A 23,594-nucleotide genomic window follows, 5' to 3' on the forward strand; every position below is an offset into this window, starting at 1 on the left:
GATAAAATCCGGGCGGAGTTAGCGGAGCCCAAGCGCGTTGGCAAATGGGCGTTGCCTCGCTAAGCCTTGATCCATGCAGAAAATCCGATCGGGCACGCTGGCCGCCCTTTTCCTCGGCAGCATCTTCACCCCCGCCCTGCCCCTCGCCGCCGCGCCATCCCCGGTGGAAACGATTCGCACGGCGGCCTTGACCGATGGGGTCGCGATGGACTTCACCGAAGGTCTGACCACAGAAGTCGGCCCCCGCCCGGCCGGCACCCCTCAAGAGGCCCGCGCCCGCGAATGGGCCGTGGCAAAGCTCAAGAGCCTCGGCTTCTCCAACGTCCGTGCCGAACCCTACACCATGCCCGTCTGGCTGCGCGGTCATGATGAAGTGCGCGTGCTTTCGCCCTTCCCCCAAAATCTGGTCGTTGCCGCGCTGGGCAACAGCGCCTCGACGCCGGACAAGGGAATCGAGGGCGAAGTCGCCTATTTTCCGACCCTCGCCGACCTTGAAGCCGCGCCCGAAGGCAGCCTTAAGGGCAAAATCGCCTTCGTCAGCCACGCCATGCACGCGACGCAGGACGGCAGTTCCTATGGCTATTTCGGCGCGACCCGCCGCCAGGGACCCAGCATCGCGTCGAAGAAAGGCGCCATCGCCATATTGATCCGCTCCATCGGCACCGACCATCACCGCCAGCCCCATACGGGGGTCCAGATGTGGGCCGATGGCGTCAAGCCGATCCCTGCCGCGGCCCTTAGCGTGCCGGATGCCGAACAACTGGCCCGCATGATTTCACGTGGCCAAGCGATCCGCCTGCACCTGACGCTGACGTCGAAGATGCTGAAGGATCAGCCCTCAGGCAATGTCATCGCCGAAATCCCCGGCAGCGATCCCAAGGCGGGCGTGGTCGTTGCCGCCTGCCATCTCGACAGTTGGGATCAGGGCACGGGCGCCATTGATGACGGCGCTGGTTGCGGCATCGTTGCAGCGGCTGCGCTGCAAGCCGCAAAGGCCGGACCGCTCCGCCGCACCATCCGCGTGCTCATGGCGGGCGCGGAAGAGGTGGGCGGCAATGGCGGCCGTGCCTATTTCGACGCCCATGGCAAGGAACCGCACGCCATGGCGATGGAATCGGATTTCGGCGCAGACCGCGTATGGCGTGTCGATTTCAAGCTACCGCAGGGCCATGACGCCCTCGCCCGCCGGATCGCTTCCGGTCTTGCACCGCTCGGCGTCGGCACCAGTCGATCGCCCGCCGGCGGAGGTTCCGACATCGAACCGCTGGTCAAGGCAGGCGTTCCCGTGATCGATCTCCAGCAAGACGGCACCCGCTATTTCGACATTCACCACACGCCCGACGATACATTGGACAAGATCGATCCGGCACAACTGCAGCAGAATGTCGCGGCTTGGACGGTTGCACTTTTTGAAATCGCAAATGCGCCGGAATCGCTAGGCGTTAACTGAACTTTTATTGTAGACAACTGCTTGTCGCGTGATTCTGTCGCTTCACCGACGCAGAAAAGCATTGATTTGTGCAGCGCACACGTTAATGCGGGTCGCTCGCGTAGGTCACGAATTTAACGTGTCTGACGCGGCAAAATGCTATGGGAGCCGTACACAATGAAGAAGATCGCTGTTGTTTTCGCTTCGGCCGGCCTGATGGCCCTCGCCGCTTGCGGTGAGAAGCCGGCCAACGAGACCGCGAACGCTTCGAACGCTGTTGTCGAGAACGTTGTCGAAAACGCCGCTAACGCTGCTGACAACGCTGCGAACGCTGCTGACAACGCCGCGAACGCTGCTGCGAACGTTGCGGGCAACGCTGCGAACGCCAAGTAATCTTCGCTTCAGCGAGATTTTCGAAAGGGCGGATCGTCTGGGACGGTCCGCCCTTTTTCTATGCCTCGCATATCCGCATAAAAGCTGGATTGACGGGCGCCCCACTTCGCCGCTAAGGCCGCCCTCGCGCCGGGGAGTAGCGCAGTCTGGTAGCGCGCCTGCTTTGGGAGCAGGATGTCGCAGGTTCGAATCCTGTCTCCCCGACCACCCCTTTCCCAAAACCGGAAAAGCCACCGCCACCGGACCTTCCACAACTCCGGCAGCGATGACTTCTCCGTCAGGGACAGCAACAACCGCCCCTAATGGTCAAAGCGCATAGTCGATCTGCGCCCAGAATTTCCGGGTGTCAGCATCCCCTGCATAGCTGGCGATCCCCTTGCGCTCATAATCGGCATATTTGACGAGTGCGCTCAGATGCCTGTCGATTTTCAGCGTCACCTGCGCATCATATTCATCACCATAATGGATCGACAGCCGGTCGCTGTTGAACCGATGATAGACGAAGGACGCCACCAGCGGCCCCGCCTTGCCAATCTTGGGCACGGTATAGCTTGCCCCCGCATAATAGTCCTGAATACCGGTCCCCGGCGTGGTCAGGAATTTGTCGGCCCAGCCATTGAACTTGTGCAATGTCGCAAAGGGCGTCTGGAAGGCATAACCGCCCGCGATCCCGGTTGCGCCCGGGTCCGAACCCAGCAATTCATAGCCGCCCGTCAGCTTGAACGCAGCGACATCCAAACCCAGCTCCGCCGCGACATAGTCCGCCGAATAACGAACCGGATTGGACGCATAGTCGCTCTGCCGCGCATAGCTCGCCAGATAACTGAGCTTCACCTTCTTCGATAAGGGCAGAGCGCCCATGAAACGCGCACCATAGGTCTGGCTGCTGTTCCGTCGCAGCGCGACGACGGCCTCATCCTCGTCCACCAGATAGGCAAAGCCGGTCAGCGTCCCCAGCTTGGTCTTGTAGGAAATATTGGCAAAGACATTGTCGCCGTCGATGTTCGTCGGCCGGTTGGTCGCGCCGAATTTACCGCCGTCGATGCCCCAGATCGTCCGCGCCGAAATCGCATAGGTGACGTCGACCTTCAGATTCTCAACGCCCATATATTCGACGCGCACCGCATCAAAGGTCTGCTCATTCTGCCGCCAGCCGACTGAACCGACGAAACGCTGATCGTCCAGATTGATCCGTTGCCGCCCGATGGTCACGACCAGCGGCTTGGTGCGGTACTGGATCTGCACCCGGTTGGCCTCGACATTCTCCGGATCGGCGACGATCGGATAGAGCGTCTTGCCATTGACGCCGCTATTATAATCCTTGTCGAGAGCCAGCGTACCCTCCGCCTCAGCCAGGAAAGCGAACGGCCCCTTGGAAATCTCTCCGCCCGCGCGCAACCGCATCGTCACCGCATTGGCATCCTGGCTGCTGGTGAGCGGCGCAGGGCCAGTCTGATCGACCGTCTCGTAACGCAGCCGCGCCTCGACGATCGGCTTGAACACCACATCCTGCGCCAAGGCCGGTCCTGCACATGCTGCCGCCAAGGCCGATGCCGACGCCAGAAACATTATTTTGCCCATTATTCCCCCTTCATTGTTCGCGCAGCCCCTTCCGCGCAAAAAGAGCGCAGCCTGCCTCCACCGGAACCCGTCCGATGTGCGAAAGATGTTTTTGAAAGCCGCCCGGCGACCTCCTGATCCCCGGCGGAAACCCAATAAAAAAGCCGCCGGGATCAAGGTCGTCTGACCTGTCCGGGCGGCGTCATTGCCTTTTATCGATCCTCTTGAGGATCGGAACCAAGTCCACCGTCATCGATGAACTTCAGCCTCTGCGCATCGAAGCGACCCTGCCTCGATGATGGTCAAGCTGTCATCGATTCATGAAAGGCGCAAGCAAAATTTTGCATTGCACAAATTGCCGCGACTTCAATCGCCATGCGCCTGAAATAAAAGGAATTTGGTGGGCCCGGCAGGACTCGAACCCGCAACCTAGCCGTTATGAGCGGCCAGCTCTAACCATTGAGCTACAGGCCCCACCCTGATGTGATGTCGAAGCGTCACATCCTTATGTTCGTCCGGATAGGCAGCATCAGGCCGCTTGGCAAGCCCGTCTGCGCGCCGGCACCGCGTTCAACAGCTGATCCAGCGTCGCCGGCAGAATATTTCGCCGGGCCAGATGATTGAGCACCGCGTCCCACCAGCGATAAAATGCCGTGCGGTCACCCTCATTCCGGACATAGGGCGCATGCCCCGGCTCCAGCGTAGGCGAGTGGAAACTGAAATTGAGGACCCGAACACCCTCCGCGATCAGCGCGTCGATCGCCTGAATCGCTTCCCGCGACGACACACCTTCCGGAGTCAGGGGCACCCGGCTCAGCATCCTTGCCCTTGCCATTGCACCCGCCATCGGTCCCATGCCCTGCGTGGCGCGATAAAGCCGCTCGCCACCGCTCCGCAGCAGGCCGACAAAAGCTGTCGATAGCGGCAACTCCACCAACGTCCGGTTCGGTCCTGTCCAATAGGGGTTCTGCGGCAACCCCCGGAAATCCGGCCCATGCTGCGCACTATAATCGAACCGGCTGCGTACGGAGCTATCCAGTCGAAATCCTGCCACTTCCAACAGGCGCGCACTGTTCGGCCCTACGCCGTAGCGCCCCGCCCGATAGGCGATGGGCCGCCGCCCGAACCGCTCTGCGATCCGCTGGCACAGAAACTCCAGTTTTGCCCGTTCGACCGTTTCGGGCAGAAAACCGACATAGCTGTTCGCAGCCGTCACCTCTTCCACATGCGGCGGATTGACCCAGGGATGGAGGTGCGCGCCAATATCCGCAGTAGCATCTGCCAGCCAGCGCCCCATCATGTCCGCTGCGGCATCGCTGTCGACCACCGGATAATCGGTGACATAGACAGGCCTCACGCCCGCCGCCGCAAAAAAGGCTTGTCCCCGCGCCAGACCATCGAGCGCCGTCACGCCATGCGCTGTACGGCTGAACGGCGCGTTCCAGTCAAACTCTTCTTCAGTATCCACGAACAGCATGAAGCGCGTGCCGAACGCAGGATCGAGCGCGATCCTGTCCTCCGCGGCGGGCGCGCGGAGCAGATTGCCGTCATGGGAAAGCCTGTCCATCCCGCTTCCCTACGCGGCAATGGTTGCCATAGGGTTCATGCCGTCAGCCGTTGCCGACCGCATCCCCGGTTTCGGCCATCGCCGGCACGGCAAGCAGGAAGCGCCCCGGCTCGATCTCCAGCGCTCCGCCGCATCCGGCGGCCAGGCTGCGGATCAGCCGCAGGGAAAAACCCAGCCCCAGCAAAGGCCCATCGGCCCAATTCCCGTCCGGCATATAGCCCGGATCGAGCAGCTTTCCTTCTTCCATCCCGATCAGGCTGGACGGCCGGTCGATCGCCAGCACGACCCGCCCCTCGCCACTTTCGGGCTGGAACCAACAGGATCCGGTCAGAGCTTCCCCGGCAGGCGCCACGGAAATCAGCGTGCGCAACAGATGCTGCACCATGCGTTCGCCCTGCACCGGATCGATGCGCACCATGGGCAGGCCGCGCGCCATGGCGATGTCAATCTGCGCGCCATCCCCCTGTTCGCGGAAGCGCGCCGAAACCTGCGTCACCAGCAGCGCCGGATCGATCGCCCGCGGCGCCATATTCCCTTCCCCGCGCGACACCCGCGCCGCCAGGTCGAGATCGTCGAAAGCCGTCAACAAGTGCCGCGCATCCAACGCGATCTTCCCGGCCATGTCGCGATAGGCTTCGCCAGCCGGACCGAACAGCTCCTGCTCGATGATCTCGGCAAAACCCAATATGGCATTCAGCGGCGTGCGCAGTTCATGCACAAGCTGCCGGATCGAGTCGGCGGAAAGCCCCGCGATGGACACTGGCTCCGCTCGCGGTTCGCTCGCCACCTCATGCAGATAGGGGCGCCGCGCCTGCCCGCGATAGCCCTGAAACCGCCCGGAACGCGGATCGAAAAACGGCGTTGCCGAAAGCCGCCATTCGCCCGCCATCGTCCCACCGACAATCGTATAGCGGCCGTTCTGAAAACCGCTGCGCCGCATGAAGGCGCCTGCGACATGGCCATCGGGACCGCTGCCGCCATCCAGTGCGATTTCGTTGAGTGCGAGGCCGATCAGCGCCGCCCTGGGCCCCTGATCGATCCAGACGATGACGCCGGCGGCATCAGTCTCAAAGGCAAAGGTGCGTGGCCCGGCGGCTTCATCGCGCCGCAGCGCTTCGACCGGTTCGCCGGTCCGCCGCGCATTGGTGAAGCGGGCGATCCGATCCACCAGATTGCGAATCTGGCTTTGGTCCTCAGCCGCTTCCAGGGGCTGATCGTGATCAGGCGCCACCTCCGCTTCGACCGGCTCCACAGGCACGATCATCGCCTCGGTCAGGAGCATATCCTCCTGCTGCTCGACCGCGCTGGTCAACACCAGATCGGTGGCGCCGAATGCCTCCAGCCCCTGCACCGTCGCCGTGCCCAGATCGCGCCGCGAGCGCAGCACCCCGCGCGCCGTCGGCGTCAAGCGCGGCAACATCGCCACCCAAAGTTCGTCCGGCAATTTTGCGCGGGATATGGCGGCCGCCGCAATGGCGGGCCGGTCGCCCGCGAAAAACTCGATCAGAGCCGGAGACCGCAGCCGCCCGCCCAGTTCCACCACCGTCGCGATCCGCTGCGTTTCCGACAGTTTCGGCAGCAGCCCGTTCATGCGTTCCAGCAGAACGGTGCGCTCGGAATCGGACATCACGGTCCGGTCATGCCTGTCATTCTGCGCCAGCAGATCCACGCATTGCCGCCACAGCGTCACGGCGCCAATGCCGCTCCTGCCTTCCGCAGCCAGAACCGTCTGCATGAGATCGTTGAAGCGCACCCAAATTCCCCATTCTGGCCCCCGGCGCAGCGCTAACCAACCATTCGCCGAAGGGATCGTTACACAGGGATAATGCTTCGCACCGCAAAGGGAAAGAGGCGCAAATGGGTTCTTATGCGAACGTCGCATAGTGGGACAATTGCATTGCTCTGAAATATTATTATGGTAACCTCCTCTTAACAGGCAAGGAAATAAGCGGAATAATGGCCGGCCCCAATATTGACGACATCGACCTCCAGATCCTGGGTGAGTTGCAGGACGACGGCAGGATGACCAATGTGGAGCTGGCCCGGAAGGTCGGGCTGACAGCTCCCCCCTGCCTGCGCCGCGTCCGCGCGCTGGAGGAAAGCGGCGCGATCAACTCCTATCATGCCGTGGTGAACCCAGCGATGCTGGGCTACACCATCACCGTGTTCGCGATGGTCAGCCTGAAGAGTCAGGCCGAAGCGGACCTCAAGGCATTTGAAGATCACATCGCGACACTGCCCGAAGTGCGGGAATGCTATATGCTGAACGGCGAAATCGACTTCATCCTGAAGGTCGTGGCAAAGGATTTGCAAAGCTTCCAGCAATTCCTGACGTCGAAACTGACGCCCGCGCCCAATGTGGTAAGCGTCAAGACGTCGCTTACCATTCGCACATCGAAAAACCTGCCGGGTGTACCGTTGCCCGTTTGAGGGCCGGTTAATGGTACAAATATAAAAAGCCCTCCCCATCATGCGATGGGGAGGGCTTTATTATCCGTGACGGTCGACACCGATCAACTTGCCGGCGGCACGACCACCGGCTTGAGCGCTGTTTTACGGCTCTGCTGATCAACCCATACCGACCAGAAACCCGCATCATTGACCCAATTGCCCGTCGTCACTTGTGCGAGCGCGGCTTTCGCGCCCGCCAGATCTCCCGAACGCGCCAGCGCCACGCCCAGCCGCGCATTGGCTTTACCCGTATCGACCCCACCCTTGCTCAAGGCCAGCCGATATTGCTCGACCGCCTGGGGGAACTGGCTGAGCGAGAAATAGGTGTCGCCGACCGTCATCGCCGCTGATCCATCCTTGGCCGCCGCCGCCTTTTTCGCTGCGGCAGGCAAGGCCGCGATTTCCTTGGCGGCCTTGGGGGTTGCGCTCTTCAACAATTGCGCCGTCGCCGCCTGAGTCAACGTAAGCTTGCCCGCCGAACGCCCGGCCTCGATGATCGCCTTGGTTTCCGCGCTATAGCCGGTCTTGTCGGCCAACTGTGCATAGGCCTGATAGTCGCGTTCGCTCGCCATCGCGCCATTGGCGGCCTGCAAGCGATAAAGATCCAATTGAACCTGCGGGTCCATGCCCGGCGCACTCAGATAATTGGCCAGCGCGGACCGCCACTCGCCAGCAGAATCATAATGGCTCAGCCGCTCACGATACAGTGCCCCCACATCGGACCAATCCCCCGCCTGATAGGCCATGGAGATGGCCCGGTCATACCAGGCCGCCGGGATCGGCTGTCCTGCCGTCCGCTGCCGGGCCAGCGCCTCCTGCACGAAAGCACGGGCATCCTTCGCCTTGTTCCGCCGCAGCGCGATATCCCCGCGCAGCATCGTCGCATCGATCGGGTCGTAGCCCAGCGTCTTGGCATAATCGAGCTGCGCCGTCGCATCGTCATAATTGCCGACGATGAAGGAGAGATAACCCGCAATATAGCGCAATCGCGGCATGTCCGTCTTGGGCACGGAGGATGTCTTGAACATATCGTTCAGCGCGACCCGTTGCGCCTGCCGATCGACCTTCAGCACCGCCAGTTCGAACCGCAGCCCGGCGGCCACATAAGCCTCGAAATCGCTGACCGGCATCAGCCCGGAAATCTTCGCCTGAGCACCGGAAACATCGCCCGCCTTGATGGCGCTGTCTGCCGCCTGCGTCGCCGCGCGGAAACTGTCCGACATCTCGATCACGGGGCCAGCCGCAACCGGCTTCTTCGCCCCAGCCGGCGTCGCCAGCACAGCCGCTCCCGCCAACAGCGCACAGGTCAGAATCGAATGTCGCATCTTGGCCATGTCAGCCATTCCCCTTGTCGCCTGGCCCTGACCAGCGCGTTGATCATGCTTGAAGATAAGGATGGCGCACCGCTCCATCGGAGCAGCGCGCCATATAAGCCCGAAAAATCAGGCCTTGGTGGCGAGATAGGCCAGCCAAAGATCGGCGATCTTCTTGCGCGAACCGGCCTGCACCGACTGGAAAGCCGCCTTGGCCGAAGCGGTGTCGCCACCCAGCGCCTTGGCAATGCCCATGCGGCTGTTGATTTCGTCCGCGTCGACACCGCCCTTCTGCTTGGCGAGTTCGAACATGGCCGCCGCCTTGGTATAATCGCCATAGCCCAGATAGGCATCAGCGGTAGCCGCCGCGATCTTGCCGTTGGCGGCCTTCTTCGCATCAGCCTCGGCCGAACCCAGCGAACCCTTGTCGCCCGCAATCTTCGGCACGGCGGTCTGATACAGGTCGCCACCCTGGCTGGCGCTCAGCACGCCCTTGCTGCGCCCGGCGTCGATCGCCGACTTCACTTCACCGTAAATGCCGGTCTTGGACGCCATTTCGGCATATTCCAGATAGTCCTGCGCGACCACCAGACCACCCGAAACCGCCATCAGACGGAGCACGTCGAGATTTTCGCGGTTGGAGATATTCGGATTGGCCTGCTGGAACAGGCGGACCAGCGTGCGCAGATTTTCACCGCTGGGATTGGCCTGATAGGCGAGCGTCGCCCATTCGGTGACTTCCGGCAGCTTTGCCGTCGCCGCGCGGCTGACGCCGATCTGATACCATTGGGCCGGCACCTGACCGCCCGCCGCCTTGGTCGCATCCGCCGCCGCCTTCAGCGCGACGAGGCCCTGCTGGTTCAACCCGCGCTGCGGCTCCACCGAAGCATTGGCGGTGCCGGCCTTGCCGAAATAGGCCTGCGCCAGCGTCACGTTCACCGCATCGGGCTTGTAACCGGCAGCAGCCGCAGCCTTGGCGCGTGAGATCGCCAGATCGTAATTCTTCGCCTGCAGCGCCTGATCAGCAGCCACCGCATTGAACTGGCCAACCTGTTCCGCCGGCGTCAGGCCGCTGTCGAGCATCTGCGTCAGCGCCTCACCCTGCATCGCGGCATCCTTGGCGGCGATGGAGGTGTTCAGCTTGACGGCACCGATCTGATATTTGTCGTCATTCGACTTCGCCTTGCTATCCGCCTCGGCCAGCGCGGCCTTGGCGCCCGCAAAGTCCTGCTTGCCGGCAGCCGTCTGTGCCGCCTGGAGCGCCTTGATCACGTCAGGCGACACATTGAGCTTGGGCGCGCTGCTCTTTTCTTCCTTCTTCGCAAATGCCGGAGCCGATACGGCGCCGCCGGTCAGCGCGAGAGTCAGCGCGAGCGCCACGGGGGTAACAAAACGCATGTTCATCTTCTCCTCTGCGCCCGGGGGACAGGCGGCCCTTGTATGACGCCGATAGGGGTCGGCGCGTGAATAACGTTTGAACAGCCTATATGCACGACTTGACAGCATGTCAGCCCCCGCCGCACGTTCTGGCGCGCTCTTCATGCATCTCATGGTTTGTGCAGTTCGTGCTTGGCGCGCGCGTGCGCGCGAGGGGTGACAGAATTGTTTCGCTCGGCTAGTGCATAGCCAACAACATACACTCACCAAAAAGAGAATCGATTTGACCGACGAGACCGTCCTCGCCGACCCCTCGGACATCAGCCCCATCTCCATCGTGGAGGAGATGAAGACGAGCTATCTCGACTATGCCATGTCGGTCATCGTCGCCCGCGCCCTGCCGGACGTGCGCGACGGGTTGAAGCCGGTGCATCGCCGCATTCTCTTCTCGGCCCATGAATCGGGCTTCCATCACAACAAGCCCTACCGCAAGTCGGCGCGCATCGTCGGTGACGTGATCGGTAAATATCACCCTCATGGCGACACGTCGATTTACGACGCGTTGGCGCGCATGACGCAGGACTGGGCGATGCGCGTGCCGCTGATCGACGGTCAGGGCAATTTCGGTTCGATGGACCCCGATCCGCCGGCAGCCATGCGTTACACCGAAGCGCGCCTCGCCAAGGTAGCCGGTGCGATGCTGGAGGACCTCGACAAGGATACCGTCGACTTCCAGCCCAATTATGACGCCTCCGAAAGCGAGCCGCAGGTCCTGCCCGCTCGCTTCCCCAACCTGCTGGTCAATGGCGCGGGCGGCATCGCGGTCGGCATGGCGACCAACATCCCGCCGCATAACCTTGGCGAAGTGATCCGCGCCTGCCTCGCCTATATCGACAATAGCGGCATCACCGTGGACGAACTGATCCAGATCGTCCCCGGCCCGGACTTCCCGACCGCTCCCCTGATCCTCGGCCAGTCCGGCGCCCGCAGCGCCTACCATACCGGTCGTGGTTCGATCATGATGCGCTCGCGCCATGAAATTGAGGAAGGGCGCGGCGACCGCCGCTCCATCGTGCTGACCGCCATTCCCTATCAGGTCGGCAAGAACGGCCTTGTCGAAAAGATCGCCGAAGCCGCCAAGGACAAGCGGATCGAGGGCATCAGCGACATTCGCGACGAATCGAGCCGCGAAGGCGTGCGCATCGTCATGGATCTGAAGCGCGACGCCACACCGGAAGTCGTGCTGAACCAACTCTGGCGCAACACCCCCGCCCAGTCGAGCTTCCCGGCGAACATGCTCGCCATTCGCGGCGGCCGCCCCGAAGTGCTGAACCTGCGCGACATTATCGAGGCCTTCATCCGCTTCCGCGAAGAGGTCATCACCCGCCGCACCAAATATGAACTCAACAAGGCCCGCGACCGCGCGCATATCTTGCTGGGCCTCGTCATCGCGGTCACGAACCTCGATGAAGTCGTCCGCATCATCCGTGGATCGTCCAGCCCGGCGGAAGCGCGCGAATCCCTGCTCGCCCGCGAATGGCCGGTGGCGGAGATCGCGCCCTATCTGCGCCTTGTCGAAGCCATCGAGACGGAAGTCAGCGGCGACACCTATCGCCTGTCGGATACGCAGGTCCGCGCCATCCTCGATCTGCGCCTGCACCGCCTGACCGCGCTCGGCCGCGATGAGATCGGCAATGAGCTGGCGGAACTCGCCGCCGCCATAGCCGAATATCTCGCCATCCTCGGTGATCGCGTGAAGCTTTACGCCGTGATGCGCGAGGAGTTCGAAGCCATTGAGCGCGACTTCGCCACCCCGCGCCTTTCGGAAATCACCGCTGCCGCCGACGGCATCGATGATGAAGACCTGATCGAGCGCGAGGAGATGGTCGTCACCGTCACCGTGCAGGGTTATATCAAGCGCACCCCGCTGGAGAGCTTCCGTGCCCAGGCACGCGGCGGCAAGGGCCGCTCCGGCATGGCGACCAAGGATGAGGACGCCGTCACCGAACTGTTCGTGACCTCCACCCACACGCCGGTCCTGTTCTTCTCGACGGCGGGCAAGGTCTATCGCCTGAAGGTCTGGCGCCTCCCCGAAGGCGGCCCGGCGACGCGCGGCCGCCCGATGGTGAACCTGCTGCCGCTCGGCCCCGGCGAGACGATCCAGACCGTCCTGCCGCTGCCCGAGGATGAGGATAGCTGGAAGGACCTGCACGTCATGTTCTCCACCGCGAACGGCACGGTCCGCCGCAACAGCATGGACGCCTTCGCCAACATCCCGTCGAACGGCAAGATCGCCATGCGGTTCGACGATGAAAGCACCGACCGCCTGATCGGCGTGGCGTTGCTGACCGAAGAGGATGACGTCCTCCTCGCCACGCGTCAGGGCAAGGCAATCCGTTTCCAGGCGACCGACGTGCGCGAATTCCAGAGCCGCACCTCGACCGGCGTGCGCGGCATGACGCTCAAGCGCGATGACGAGGTGATCTCCCTCTCCATCCTCCACCGCTCCGGCGCCGATCAGGAACAGCGCGAGGAATATCTGCGCTTCGCCCCCTGGAAGCCCGAAAAGGAAGGGGAAATGCAGGATCAGGGCATGTTCGCCCTCATGAAGGATCGCGAACAGTTCATCCTCACCGTCTGCGCCAACGGCTATGGCAAGCTGTCCTCTGCCTACGAATATCGCCGCACCGGACGCGGCGGTCAGGGCATCACGAACATCGACAATATCGGCCGCAATGGCCCGGTTGTCGCCAGCTTCCCGGTGACACAGGCCGACCAGCTCATGCTCGTCACCGATCAGGCGAAGCTGATCCGCATGGGCCTGGACAGCTTGCGCGTCATCGGCCGCAGTTCAGCGGGCGTGCGTCTGTTCAACGTGTCCGATAACGAACATGTCGTCAGTGCCGCGAAGATCGAGGAAAGCGACGAAGCTGAGGATGCGGCGGAAACCGGCTCCGAAAACAACGAAGCGTGACCGACCTCTTCGCCTACAAGATCCTGACGAAGGATCAGTATGACCAGCTGAAGACCGACGGCGTGTTCAAAGGCGCGCCCATCGATCTTCAGGACGGCTATATCCATATGTCCACACGCGAACAGGCGGCCGAAACCGCCGCCAAACATTTCGCGGGTCAGGACAATCTGGTGATGGTGATGATCGACCTCGCCCCCTTCGGCGACGCGCTCAAATGGGAAGAGTCACGCGGCGGCGCCCTCTTCCCGCACCTCTATGGTGACCTCCCGCTCGGCGCAGTGGCGGGCAAGGTCGTCTTGCGGCTGGACGAGCAGGGCAAGCATCTCTTCCCGGCAGGCTTCTAACCAACCTCCGTTCGTTTCTGGCGAAGGCGAGAAACGTGACTTAAAGCGCGCCCCTCCCGTCATTTCGGCAGCCGCAGCCGGCGCGAAATTGCCGGCTCGGCTTCGCGCCGCCTACCCAACGCTTTAATCCGCATGTCGCCAAACATTTTTTAAGGAACCGGTGAACCACTGCGGCTCCCGGCGCAACTAACAAAGCGCCCTACTGTTTCTGCAGGACAGGGCACTTTTATCAACGCAGTTCCGGTGAGTAGATGAAGGAGCTTTTGCCATGAAAGCCGCAATTATCTTATTTGGTGCCGCAGCCATTTCGTTCATGCCCGCATCGGCCTCTGCTCAAACATCGCCACCGGGCAACGGTCAGAATAATGGACAAGGCTATTGGCATTCGGTGGGGCCGCCGGTCACGACTGGCCAACCCGATGAGGACTGCGAAGCGCTTATCGCGAGCGGCACAGGCGCCGATCCGGGGCATTCAGCTGACTCCGGCCACTCTGCATTCGGCGGAAGCGCCGGCGACGTTTATGCCGGCTCCCAGCCGCAAAATTCGCGCAATTCGGCAAGTGTGTCGCAGTACGACGTCGCCTGTTCCGAGCAGCCCTTGTGATCTGAGCTGTACCCTCTTCATGCGGCGTTCGGCTTTGGCTCGAACGCCGCAGTTCCATGTCATCCGACAATCGCGGACGATCACTTCGATTACGGCCGCCCCTTACCCGCGCGCGCACTGTGAACTTCAGCGAAAAATGGCCAAAACAGCTATTCCACCCTTTCCATCCGCACGACCTTCCCGCCCTTCACCCAATAATCATATCCGCCCCACCTGATCCGCCGCGACCCAGCCGCCGCCAACTGCATCCCCCAATGCGCCCAGCACACCGCAAAGGGCGCCAACATATCCCACCAAAGCGACCGCCGCGCCTTCTGCGCCTGCCCTGACTCCACCACGCCCCCAATAATCCGCCGCCGCACCAGCACCCGCCCCACAGCCGCCGCATAGCCCACGGCCACGGCACTCCAGCCGCCCCAACCAAGCGCCCAGCCCCAGCCCAAGGCCTGCACCCCGACCACAGCGCAGGCTATCAGCCACATCCCCGCGCTGTTGGTCAGGATATGCCGATACTGCCGCACGCCAAAGCCAAGCGCCCCGTGCCCCTGCAACGTGCTCGCCACCAGCAAGTCCCGCACTGGCCGCAACCGCAGCTTCGCGCGCCATCCGGCCAACCCGATCGCCATGTCATCGGACAGACGCCCGGCCAGAGCCGCATCCAGGTCCAGCCGCTCCGCCACCTCCCGCGTCAGCGCCATCGCCCCGCCCCAGGGCATGGTCGCACTGGCGGCACGGGGAAGGGTCGCAAGCTGCATCTCCACTGCCCCCACCAGAGCCGCCTGCATATCCGCCTCCGGCAACAGCAACCGATAGCCGGTCACGATATCCGCCTTCCCCCGCACCAGAGGAAAGAGCAACCGCCCCACCAGCCGCGCCGGAGGCTCGATATCCGCGTCCACGAAAACCAGATAGCGGTCTCCCTCACGCAAAGCCCGCAAGGCCGCCCGCAATTTGTGCACCTTCTGCCCCTCATCGCTCGCAAGCCCGGCGCGAACGATCTGCACCCAGTCCCCCTCACGCGCCGCAAGAGCCTCAGCCGCTGCGCATCCTCCGCTCGAAGCAATCACCAGCCGGAAACGCACCGTTTGCGCCTTCAACCGCGCGATCAGCTCCGTCCCGCCGTTCCAATCATCCCGCACCGACAGCAGCACGACAACGCCCTCGGGCGCTTCCTCCTGCCTGTCCACCGGCAGATGCCGCCAGTAATTGAGTACCCCCAGCAGCGTCAGCCCCTGCAAGACCACCCATAACCAAAACATCGCAAATCCAAGCCCTTTACCGCCCCGACCGCTGCTGTATGACGGCAGGCGCGATGCTCTCCAACCCCTTTCTCTTCACCCTGCTCCGCCTTCTCCCCGCCTCCTTCGCCTCATGGCTGGGCGGCTGGCTGTCGGCAAACATCGCGCGCAAATCGATGAAGCTGCGCGACCAGCGCGCCCGCGACAATCTTGCCCTCCTCCGCCCCGACCTCCCCGAAGCGACCCGCGAGGCGATCCTCACCCGCCGCTGGTTCAACCTTGGCCGTACCATGGCTGAGCTCGCCAATGTCGACAGGCTGGTGAACGCCCGGCACGTCACCATTGCAAATGAAGCCGCCTACCGCGAAGCGCTCGCCTCGCCGCGCCCGATGATCTTCCTGACGACCCATATCGGCAACTGGGACCTGCTGGCAGCGCATCTCAAGGCCTCGACCGACCGCCCTGGCCTCGGCGTATACGACCCGCCCGAAGACCCCGCGCAGGCCGCCATGCTGAAACGCGCTCGGGAAAGCTATATGGGCGAGGCGATCACCGGCAACAGCGGCGCCGCGCGCGCGATCCTGCGCCATCTGGCGGAAAAAGACCGCGCCATGCTCTACATATTGGTGGACGAACGGCGCGATCGTCAGGTCTGGTTCCCCCGTTTCGGCCGCGATCTGGAGCCATCGGGCAATCTCTCCATCGCCCTGCGCCTCGCCCGGCGCAGCGATGCCCGCTTCCTCCCCTTCACGCTTGCCCGGACCAAGGGCGCCCATTTCCACCTCGACTGGCACCCACCACTTGATCCCAACGAAATGGACGAAGTCGAAATGTTGAAGGCCATGGACGGCTTCCTCGGCAAAGCCTGCATCGACCATGCCGACCAATGGCTTGCCCTCCATGACATGGACCTGACCGCCCCAACCGCCTAAAGCGCCTGCATGTCCCGACTCGCCATCAAAATCTGCGGCCTTTCGACACCCGACACGGTAGGCGCCGCCATGCGGGCAGGCGCCACGCATCTGGGCTTTGTCCATTTCCCCAAAAGCCCCCGCCATGTCGAAGCGGATCAGTTGCGCGCCCTCACCGCGCCGGTCCCTGCGCATATCGAGCGCGTCGCCGTTCTCGTCGACCCGACCGACGAAATCCTGACCGAACTCACCGCCGCGGGCGCCCTCACGGCCCTCCAACTCCACGGCAAGGAAAGCCCCGAACGCACCGCCGCCATCCGCGCCCGCTTCGCCATCCCTGTCTGGAAAGCCATTTCCGTCAAGACCCGCGCCGACATCGAAGCAGCCAAGGCTTACACCGGCGCCGCCGATTTCCTCCTCTTCGACGCCAAGACCCCGGAAGGCGCGGCCCTTCCCGGCGGCATGGGCCTGCGTTTCGACTGGACGCTCCTGCGCGGCGCGCCCATATCCACCCCCTGGGGCCTGTCGGGCGGCCTGGGCATCGACAATGTGGCAGAGGCCGTCCGCATCACCGCCGCCCCGCTGGTCGATGTTTCGTCCGGCGTCGAAAGCGCGCCGGGCATCAAGAGTGTGGACAAGATCATGGCCTTCTGCAATGCGGCGTCCTCATGAGGCAGCTAACCAGCACACGATGGCGTTGATCGCTTCGAAACCCGCGAAGTGACCCACATTGCCTGACGAGATTGATCCGATGACCGACACCATCACGCCGCCTATCACCTTGGCCAACAGCCTTCGCTCGCAGCCCGACGCCTCCGGCCATTTCGGCGCTTTCGGCGGCCGTTATGTCGCCGAAACCCTGATGCCGCTGATCCTTGAGCTGGAGAAGGTCTATAAGGAAGCCCGCCAGGACCCGGCCTTCGACGCCGAATTCACCGAATTGCTGCGCAGCTATGTCGGCCGCCCCAACCCGCTTTACTATGCCGAGCGCCTGACCGAAGCCCTGCGCGCTGAAGCCCCCGCAGGCCCAAATGGTCAGAAAAGGGGTGCCAAAATCTACCTCAAGCGCGAGGAACTGAACCACACCGGCGCGCATAAGATCAACAATTGCATCGGCCAGGCGCTGCTCGCCCGCCGCATGGGCAAGAAGAAGGTCATCGCCGAAACCGGCGCGGGCCAGCATGGCGTCGCCACCGCGACCGTCGCGGCCCTGTTCGGCATGGAATGCAAGATTTTCATGGGCGCCAAGGACGTCGAGCGGCAGAAGCCCAACGTCTTTCGCATGAAGCTGCTGGGCGCGGAGGTCATCCCCGTCGTCTCCGGCTCGCAAACGCTGAAGGACGCAATGAACGACGCCCTGCGCCACTGGGTGTCGAACGTACACGACACTTTCTACATCATCGGCACGGCGGCGGGTCCGCACCCCTATCCGGAACTGGTCCGCGACTTCCAGTCGATCATCGGCCGGGAAGCCCGCGAGCAGATTCTGGAACTGGAAGGCCGCCTGCCCGACATGCTGATCGCCCCGGTCGGCGGCGGCTCCAACGCCATCGGCCTGTTTCACCCCTTCCTCGATGATGCGGACGTCAAGATGATCGGCGTCGAAGCGGCGGGCGAGGGCCTGCAAGGCAAGCACGCCGCCTCCCTCGCGGGTGGCAAGTCGGGTATCTTGCACGGCAACCGCACCTATCTGCTTCAGGATGAGGACGGCCAGATCACCGAAGCGCACAGCATCTCCGCTGGCCTCGACTATCCCGGCATTGGCCCTGAACATAGCTGGCTGCACGAAATCGGCCGCGTCCAGTACATGCCAATCACCGACGATGAGGCGCTCGCCAGCTTCCAGAAGCTCTCCGCGCTTGAAGGCATCATCCCCGCGCTCGAATCCGCCCATGCGGTCGCCAGCGCGGAAAAAGTCGCGCCCACGCTCGACGCCGACCAGATACTGATCGTCAATCTCTCCGGCCGTGGTGACAAGGATATCTTCACCGTCGCCAGCGCCCTGGGTGTCGAAATATGACCGCTGACCGCCTTTCCGCCCGCTTCGCCGCCTGCAAGAGCGCAGGCCGCGCCGCCCTCGTCACCTTCGTGACGGCGGGCGATCCGACCGTGGCCGACACGCCCGCCATCCTCGACGCACTGGTCGAGGGCGGCGCGGATATCATCGAACTCGGCATGCCCTTCACCGATCCGATGGCCGACGGCCCCGCGATCGAACTCGCCAACCTGCGCAGCCTCGGCTCGGGCACCAGGACGAAGGACATCTTCGCCCTCGCCACCGCCTTCCGCGAGCGCCATCCGGATACCCCACTGGTGCTGATGGGCTATGCCAATCCGATGCTGGTGCGCGGCTCCGAATGGTTCGCCGACCAGTGCAAGGCCGCAGGCGTCGACGGCGTCATCTGCGTCGATGTCCCGCCAGAGGAAGATGCCGAAATCGGCCCGGCCCTGCGCGCGGCGGGCATCCACCTGATCCGCCTCGCCACGCCGACCACCGATGCGGCCCGGCTGCCCGCCGTGCTGAACGGCGCCAGCGGCTTCCTCTACCATGTCGCCGTCGCAGGCATCACCGGCAAGCAGCAGGCCGCCCAAGCCGCCGTCGAACAGGCGGTCGCGAAGCTCAAGGCCGCCACCGACCTGCCCATCGCGGTCGGCTTCGGCGTGCGCTCCGCCGAGCAGGCCGCCGCCATCGGCCGCGTCGCCGACGGCGTCGTCGTGGGGTCCGCCATTGTCGACATCATCGGCTCGCACGGCGATGCCGCTCCGCCCTTCGTCAAGGATTTCGTTGCCGCCCTTCGCGGCGCGCTCAACGCCAACAGCCCTCATTTCCGGGAGACCGCAGCATGAGCTGGATCAACCGCGTCCGTAACGCCCTTCCCTTCATGGCCAAGAAGGAAACCACGGCGGAAACGCTGTGGCACAAATGTCCGTCCTGCGCCGAGATGATCTTCATCAAGGAATGGGAAGACAATCTGTCCGTCTGCCCGCGTTGCGACCATCATGGCCGCATCGGCCCGTCGGAGCGTTTCGAACAGATTCTCGACGCCGGCTTCATCCTGTTGCCGACCCCGCATGTGCAGGAAGACCCGCTCAAATTCCGCGATTCCAAGCGTTATCCCGACCGCATGAAGGCCTCCCGCGCCTCGACCGGCGATCAGGACGCGCTGATCAATGCGCGCGGCGCCATCGATGACGTGCCGCTGGTTATGGGCGTGCAGAATTTCGCCTTCATGGGCGGTTCCATGGGCATGGGCGTCGGCGCAGCCTTCATCCAGGGCGTCAACGAAGCCATCGCCCACAAATGCCCCTATGTGATCTTCACCGCAGCAGGCGGCGCACGCATGCAGGAGGGCATTCTCTCCCTCATGCAGATGCCGCGCTCGACCGTCGCAATCCAGAAGCTGCATGCGGCGGGCCTGCCCTATATCGTGGTCCTCACCGACCCCACCACCGGCGGCGTCACCGCCAGCTACGCCATGCTGGGCGACGTCCAGATCGCGGAACCCAATGCGCTGATCGGCTTCGCAGGCCAGCGCGTCATTGAAAGCACGATCCGCGAAAAGCTGCCCGACGGTTTCCAGCGCGCGGAATATCTGCTGGAACATGGGATGCTCGACATGGTCATCCACCGCAGCGAACTGCGCGACACGCTCGCCCGCGTCATCGGCTATCTGACGCCCCGCGCGGCGGCCTGACGGCGCATCCGGGGGAAAGCGTCGATGGCCGACCACGCAGTCTCCGACGATCCGGGCGTCCAGGCCCAGCTAGACCGCCTCGCTACGCTATCGCCCGGCGCCGATATATTGGGACTGGACCGCATCACCCGGCTGCTTGACCGCATCGGCAACCCGCACCGCGCCCTCCCCCCGATCTTCCACGTCGCAGGCACCAATGGCAAGGGGTCGACCTGCGCCTTCCTGCGCGCGGCCCTCGAAGCGGACGGCAAGACCGTCCACGTCTTCACCTCGCCGCATCTGGTGCGCTTCAACGAACGCATCCGCATCAGCGGCAAGCTGATCACGGACGAAGCGCTCGCCCAATATCTTTCCCGCGTCCTCGACGTAGCGGAGGGGATCGGCGCCAGCTTCTTCGAAGTCACCACCGCCGCCGCCTTCCTCGCCTTCGCTGAACATCCCGCCGACGCCTGCATCATCGAAGTGGGCCTGGGCGGTCGCCTCGACGCCACCAATGTCATCGAAAAGCCCGTGATCTGCGGCATCGCCCAGCTCGGCCTCGACCATCAGAGCTTCCTTGGCACCACGCTCAAGGAAATCGCCGCCGAAAAGGCCGGCATCGCCAAGCCCGGCGCTCCGCTGGTGACGCAGCGCTATTCCGATTCGCTCTTTCCCGTGATGCTGGACGCCGCCGCCCGCAACCGGACCCAATGGTTCGCCATGGGCGAAAGCTGGGACGCGGCCGCTTACCGGGACCGCCTCCATTATCGTGACGATCTCGGCCATCTCGACACGCCGCTGCCCCGCTTGCCCGGTGCGCATCAGGTCCAGAACGCCGCGCTGGCCTTCGCCATGTTGCGCCATCAGAACGTCATCCCGGTCGGCGAAGCGGCGTTGAAGGCCGCCCCGCTCTGGGCACATTGGCCCGCCCGTCTGCAAAGGCTCGACCGTGGACCGCTGCTGGAGCCCTTGCCGGAACGCACTGAGGCATGGCTCGACGGCGGCCATAATGCCGGAGCGGGCGAAGCGATCGCCGCCTTCTTCACCCCTGACCGGCTGGAAGGGCAAAAGCTCCAGCTCGTCATCGGTATGCTCTCCAACAAGGATCTGGACGCCTATCTCGTCCCCTTCGCCGGCCGCATTGCCCATATCCACGCCCTCCCGGTCCCTGGACATGACCATCATCCGCCCGAACGATTCGCCGCCATCGCGGATTTATGGGGCATATCCTGCACCGCGCATGACAATGCCGAGGGCGCCATCGCCGCCATTGCCGCACAGGCCCAGCCCGCGCCAAAGCTGCTGATTGCAGGCTCGCTTTACCTGGCAGGCGAAATTTTGCGGCTGAACGGGCAATATCCCGACTGAAATTACTTGCGATTGACTCGCAATAGCGTACCTTCACCATCGAACGACAAGATAGAAGGTACGAACGCATGACCCATGGAGAGTCCCCCGCCCTCGATCAGCCCAGCCCGCTTCCCGGCGGCTATGGCAACCGGCTGTTCCTTTATGTGATGCGCCGCATGGCCACCGCCGGGGTCAACGATGCCCATGCCGCCAATGCGATGCTGGGCGCCTTTGGAAGAAGCTACCGCCGCCCACTGGTCCTGATGCGCGCGATGATGCTGGAACTGGCGCGCACGTCCAGCCGCAAGATCCTGATTGCTCCCTGTTGCTGCTCCCGCATGACGACGGACGAGGCGCTGATGATGCAGGCGGTGGGCGGCGCCCTGCGCAACCCGCGCACAGCCTATGACGATGTCGCGACCCTGCTCGGCAACGACCATGCGCTGGGCGCGCTCACCTGCCTGCAAGCGGTGGCACAGGCCCATAATGATCTGGGCCGCCCGCTTGACCTTTATGCGGCAGGCTGACCCGTGTCTCCCGCTGCGCTGCCGACGCTGGTTTCGACCAGACCGGCGCGCATCAGCAGCCAGAACAACAGGATTCCCGGCAGCGCCAACAGGGTCGTGAGCAGATAAAAGTCGACATAGCCGAAGCGTTCGATCAATGCCCCAGCCGTTGTCCCGGTCAGAAAGCGGCCCAATATGCTCGCCGCGGCGGAGATCATCGCATATTGGGCCGCAGTAAAGCGCAGATCGCACAGCGCGGAGAAATAGGCGACCACCGCGACCCCACCGATCCCGCTCGCGAAATTCTCGAAACCGATGGCACCGGCCATGCCGAGATTGCTCTTCCCCACCGCCGCGAGCGCCGCGAAGCTGAAGTTGGAAACGGCCATCAGGATCAGGCTGATCATGACCGACCGCTTCATCCCCAGTCGCGCATAGAGCACGCCGCCCACGAAAATTCCCGCCAGCAATGCCCAGAAACCCACGCCGACATCGTAAAGCGCGATCTCGTCATTGCTGTAGCCCAGATCGTTGAACAGCAACCGGAATGTCAGATTGGCCAGCGTATCGCCAATCTTGTGAACGATGATGAACAGCAGGACGAGCAGCGCACCCCTGCGCCGGAAAAAGTCGACGAACGGACCCACAATCGCCTGCGCCAGATTGCCCATGCTCTTGCGAGTCGCGATTTCACGATGCCGTTCAGGCTCCCCCACGACCAGCGCCGCCAGCATTGCGGGCAGGGCGAAGAGCGAGCAGGCGAGATAGGCAATGGTCCAGTTCCAGTGCTGCGCGACCACCAGCCCCACGGCGCCGGCCGCCGCAGCGCCGATCCGCCAGCCATATTGCGACATGCCCGCGCCGATACCCAATTGTTCAGGCTTCAATATCTCGATGCGATAGCCGTCGATGATGATATCGAAGGTGGCGCCCGCTATGCCCAACAGGATCGCGGCTCGCACCGTCCCCATGATATCGGCCGCCGGATCCACGACCGCCAGATTGACCACGGCCGCCATCACCAGCAGCCCCGCCACCAGCATCCAGGACACGCGCTGCCCCATGCGATGCAACAGAGGCAGTTTCACCCCCTCTATCACCCATGCCCACAGCCATTTGAAATTATAGGCCAGCAAAACCAGACTGAAGGTGGTGACGCTTTTCTTGTCGATCCCGTCCTGCGCCAGTCGCGACGCCAGATTGGCCCCGATCATCGCAAAGGGAAAACCGGAGGATATCCCCAGGAAAAGCGCGGCCAGGGGCGCTTTCTCGACATAGGGTTTGACCGCATCCAGCCAGCTTCCGGTACCCTTGGCGATGTCGGTCATAAATATGTGCGCCCCCGAATGAATTGATCGGTGCCACCATATGAACAAATGCCGCCGAGGCAAGCCGCGCCGCAGTGCTGAAAATCAGGCAGCATCCTCAAACAGATGCAATCCCTCGGGAAATCGCGGCAACGGCTTCCCACGCAACAGAGCGTCCAGCACTTCGATCGCCGCCAGCAGGTCCCGAGGCGCATAGGGCTTCGTCAGACAGCCCAACGCCACTTCCCGCGCATCGACGGGGCAGGCGCCAGTCACGAACAGCACCGATACGCCCTTGCCCGCAGCGAAGCGGGCCAGGTCGATCCCGGTCTTCCTGCCATGCAGCATCACGTCCGCAATGACCAGATCGACGCTCTCTTCCTCAATGACACTGACAGCATGGGCATATTCATCGACGGTCGCGGTCACGCGATAGCCGGCCATCTCCAGCACATGTTCATTGTCGAAGGCAACCAGCGGCTCGTCCTCAACCACCAGCACGCTGCGAATGGCCTTGCGGCGCCCCCGCGCCCCGGCTTCCCCTTTTACCAGCCCGAAAAACATTTGCCGATCCGCCCCAATTGCGCCATTCAGCC

General features: G+C 63.3%; 21 protein-coding genes and 2 tRNA genes. 14 read left to right on the plus strand and 9 right to left on the minus strand.

All coding sequences use genetic code 11. The features are described 5' to 3' along the window. Positions 1-73: 73 nt before the first annotated feature. The 3 genes from HUK73_RS06405 (at position 74) to HUK73_RS06415 (ending at position 2,029) form a co-directional block, all read left to right on the plus strand. Positions 74-1,450 (plus strand): M28 family peptidase, encoded by a 1,377-nt coding sequence (locus HUK73_RS06405; RefSeq protein ID WP_176591151.1) that lies wholly within the window; start codon positions 74-76, stop codon positions 1,448-1,450. Positions 1,451-1,606: 156 nt separating this feature from the next. After that, positions 1,607-1,822, plus strand: a complete 216-nt coding sequence (locus tag HUK73_RS06410; protein ID WP_176591152.1) for a hypothetical protein — start codon at positions 1,607-1,609, stop codon at positions 1,820-1,822. 130 nt (positions 1,823-1,952) lie between these two features. After that, positions 1,953-2,029: transfer RNA gene (locus HUK73_RS06415), tRNA-Pro, on the plus strand. Positions 2,030-2,128: 99 nt separating this feature from the next. On the opposite strand, the gene HUK73_RS06420 is transcribed toward HUK73_RS06415, so the two are convergent. The 4 genes from HUK73_RS06420 to HUK73_RS06435 all read right to left on the minus strand — a co-directional run bounded on the left by HUK73_RS06420 (position 2,129) and on the right by HUK73_RS06435 (position 6,702). Then, positions 2,129-3,403 carry an alginate export family protein gene (locus HUK73_RS06420; protein WP_176591153.1) on the minus strand — a complete coding sequence of 425 codons (1,275 nt, stop codon included), beginning with the start codon at positions 3,401-3,403 and terminating at the stop codon, positions 2,129-2,131. Between the two features lie 377 nt (positions 3,404-3,780). Beyond that, a tRNA-Ile gene (locus tag HUK73_RS06425) sits at positions 3,781-3,856 on the minus strand. 55 nt (positions 3,857-3,911) lie between these two features. Further along, positions 3,912-4,949 carry a polysaccharide deacetylase family protein gene (locus tag HUK73_RS06430; protein ID WP_176591154.1) on the minus strand — a complete coding sequence of 346 codons (1,038 nt, stop codon included), beginning with the start codon at positions 4,947-4,949 and terminating at the stop codon, positions 3,912-3,914. Positions 4,950-4,992: 43 nt separating this feature from the next. Beyond that, complete coding sequence (locus tag HUK73_RS06435; RefSeq protein WP_369805445.1) at positions 4,993-6,702, minus strand: sensor histidine kinase; 1,710 nt, start codon at positions 6,700-6,702, stop codon at positions 4,993-4,995. A gap of 203 nt (positions 6,703-6,905) precedes the next feature. Between HUK73_RS06435 and HUK73_RS06440 the strand changes: the two genes are divergently transcribed. Further along, complete coding sequence (locus tag HUK73_RS06440) at positions 6,906-7,379, plus strand: Lrp/AsnC family transcriptional regulator (protein ID WP_176591155.1); 474 nt, start codon at positions 6,906-6,908, stop codon at positions 7,377-7,379. 83 nt (positions 7,380-7,462) lie between these two features. On the opposite strand, the gene HUK73_RS06445 is transcribed toward HUK73_RS06440, so the two are convergent. Next, positions 7,463-8,734 (minus strand): hypothetical protein, encoded by a 1,272-nt coding sequence (locus HUK73_RS06445; RefSeq protein ID WP_176591156.1) that lies wholly within the window; start codon positions 8,732-8,734, stop codon positions 7,463-7,465. A 108-nt stretch (positions 8,735-8,842) separates the two neighbouring features. Beyond that, a complete protein-coding gene (locus tag HUK73_RS06450) occupies positions 8,843-10,117 on the minus strand; it encodes a hypothetical protein (protein WP_176591157.1) in 1,275 nt (424 codons plus the stop codon). Between the two features lie 256 nt (positions 10,118-10,373). Between HUK73_RS06450 and gyrA the strand changes: the two genes are divergently transcribed. From gyrA to HUK73_RS06465, 3 genes are all read left to right on the plus strand, one after another. Further along, positions 10,374-13,064, plus strand: coding sequence for a DNA gyrase subunit A (gene gyrA, locus HUK73_RS06455; protein ID WP_176591158.1), 2,691 nt, complete (start codon positions 10,374-10,376; stop codon positions 13,062-13,064). Further along, entirely contained in the window at positions 13,061-13,408 is a 348-nt protein-coding gene (locus HUK73_RS06460; RefSeq protein ID WP_176591159.1) for a DUF952 domain-containing protein, read from the plus strand. The genes gyrA and HUK73_RS06460 overlap by 4 nt, the downstream gene beginning before the upstream one ends. 268 nt (positions 13,409-13,676) lie before the next feature. Next, positions 13,677-14,012, plus strand: a complete 336-nt coding sequence (locus HUK73_RS06465; RefSeq protein WP_176591160.1) for a hypothetical protein — start codon at positions 13,677-13,679, stop codon at positions 14,010-14,012. A 149-nt stretch (positions 14,013-14,161) separates the two neighbouring features. Here the strand turns inward: HUK73_RS06465 and HUK73_RS06470 are convergent, their stop codons facing one another. Beyond that, on the minus strand, positions 14,162-15,271 hold the full coding sequence (locus HUK73_RS06470) for a glycosyltransferase (RefSeq protein ID WP_176591161.1): 1,110 nt from the start codon (positions 15,269-15,271) through the stop codon (positions 14,162-14,164). Between the two features lie 53 nt (positions 15,272-15,324). On the opposite strand from HUK73_RS06470, the gene HUK73_RS06475 reads away from it, so the two are divergent. The 7 genes from HUK73_RS06475 to HUK73_RS06505 all read left to right on the plus strand — a co-directional run bounded on the left by HUK73_RS06475 (position 15,325) and on the right by HUK73_RS06505 (position 21,712). Continuing rightward, a complete protein-coding gene (locus tag HUK73_RS06475) occupies positions 15,325-16,182 on the plus strand; it encodes a lysophospholipid acyltransferase family protein (RefSeq protein WP_176592849.1) in 858 nt (285 codons plus the stop codon). A gap of 9 nt (positions 16,183-16,191) precedes the next feature. Then, entirely contained in the window at positions 16,192-16,833 is a 642-nt protein-coding gene (locus HUK73_RS06480) for a phosphoribosylanthranilate isomerase (protein ID WP_176591162.1), read from the plus strand. Between the two features lie 79 nt (positions 16,834-16,912). Next, a complete protein-coding gene (gene trpB, locus HUK73_RS06485) occupies positions 16,913-18,181 on the plus strand; it encodes a tryptophan synthase subunit beta (RefSeq protein ID WP_176591163.1) in 1,269 nt (422 codons plus the stop codon). After that, on the plus strand, positions 18,178-19,008 hold the full coding sequence (gene trpA, locus HUK73_RS06490; protein WP_176591164.1) for a tryptophan synthase subunit alpha: 831 nt from the start codon (positions 18,178-18,180) through the stop codon (positions 19,006-19,008). Before trpB ends, trpA begins: the two co-directional genes overlap by 4 nt. After that, the gene (gene accD / locus HUK73_RS06495) at positions 19,005-19,856 is read left to right on the plus strand and encodes an acetyl-CoA carboxylase, carboxyltransferase subunit beta (RefSeq protein ID WP_176591165.1); all 852 of its coding nucleotides are present in this window, start codon (positions 19,005-19,007) and stop codon (positions 19,854-19,856) included. The genes trpA and accD overlap by 4 nt, the downstream gene beginning before the upstream one ends. Before the next feature lie 24 nt (positions 19,857-19,880). After that, positions 19,881-21,203, plus strand: a complete 1,323-nt coding sequence (locus HUK73_RS06500; protein WP_176591166.1) for a folylpolyglutamate synthase/dihydrofolate synthase family protein — start codon at positions 19,881-19,883, stop codon at positions 21,201-21,203. 68 nt (positions 21,204-21,271) lie between these two features. Next, positions 21,272-21,712, plus strand: coding sequence for a DUF6628 family protein (locus HUK73_RS06505; protein WP_176591167.1), 441 nt, complete (start codon positions 21,272-21,274; stop codon positions 21,710-21,712). Here HUK73_RS06505 and HUK73_RS06510 read toward each other — a convergent pair. After that, a complete protein-coding gene (locus tag HUK73_RS06510) occupies positions 21,697-23,019 on the minus strand; it encodes an MFS transporter (RefSeq protein WP_176591168.1) in 1,323 nt (440 codons plus the stop codon). The two genes, HUK73_RS06505 and HUK73_RS06510, sit on opposite strands and share 16 nt — an antisense overlap. An 84-nt stretch (positions 23,020-23,103) precedes the next feature. Further along, positions 23,104-23,562, minus strand: a complete 459-nt coding sequence (locus tag HUK73_RS06515) for a response regulator (RefSeq protein ID WP_176591169.1) — start codon at positions 23,560-23,562, stop codon at positions 23,104-23,106. Positions 23,563-23,594: the final 32 nt, after the last annotated feature.

Source organism: Sphingobium sp. EM0848, assembly GCF_013375555.1.
Lineage (GTDB): Bacteria > Pseudomonadota > Alphaproteobacteria > Sphingomonadales > Sphingomonadaceae > Sphingobium.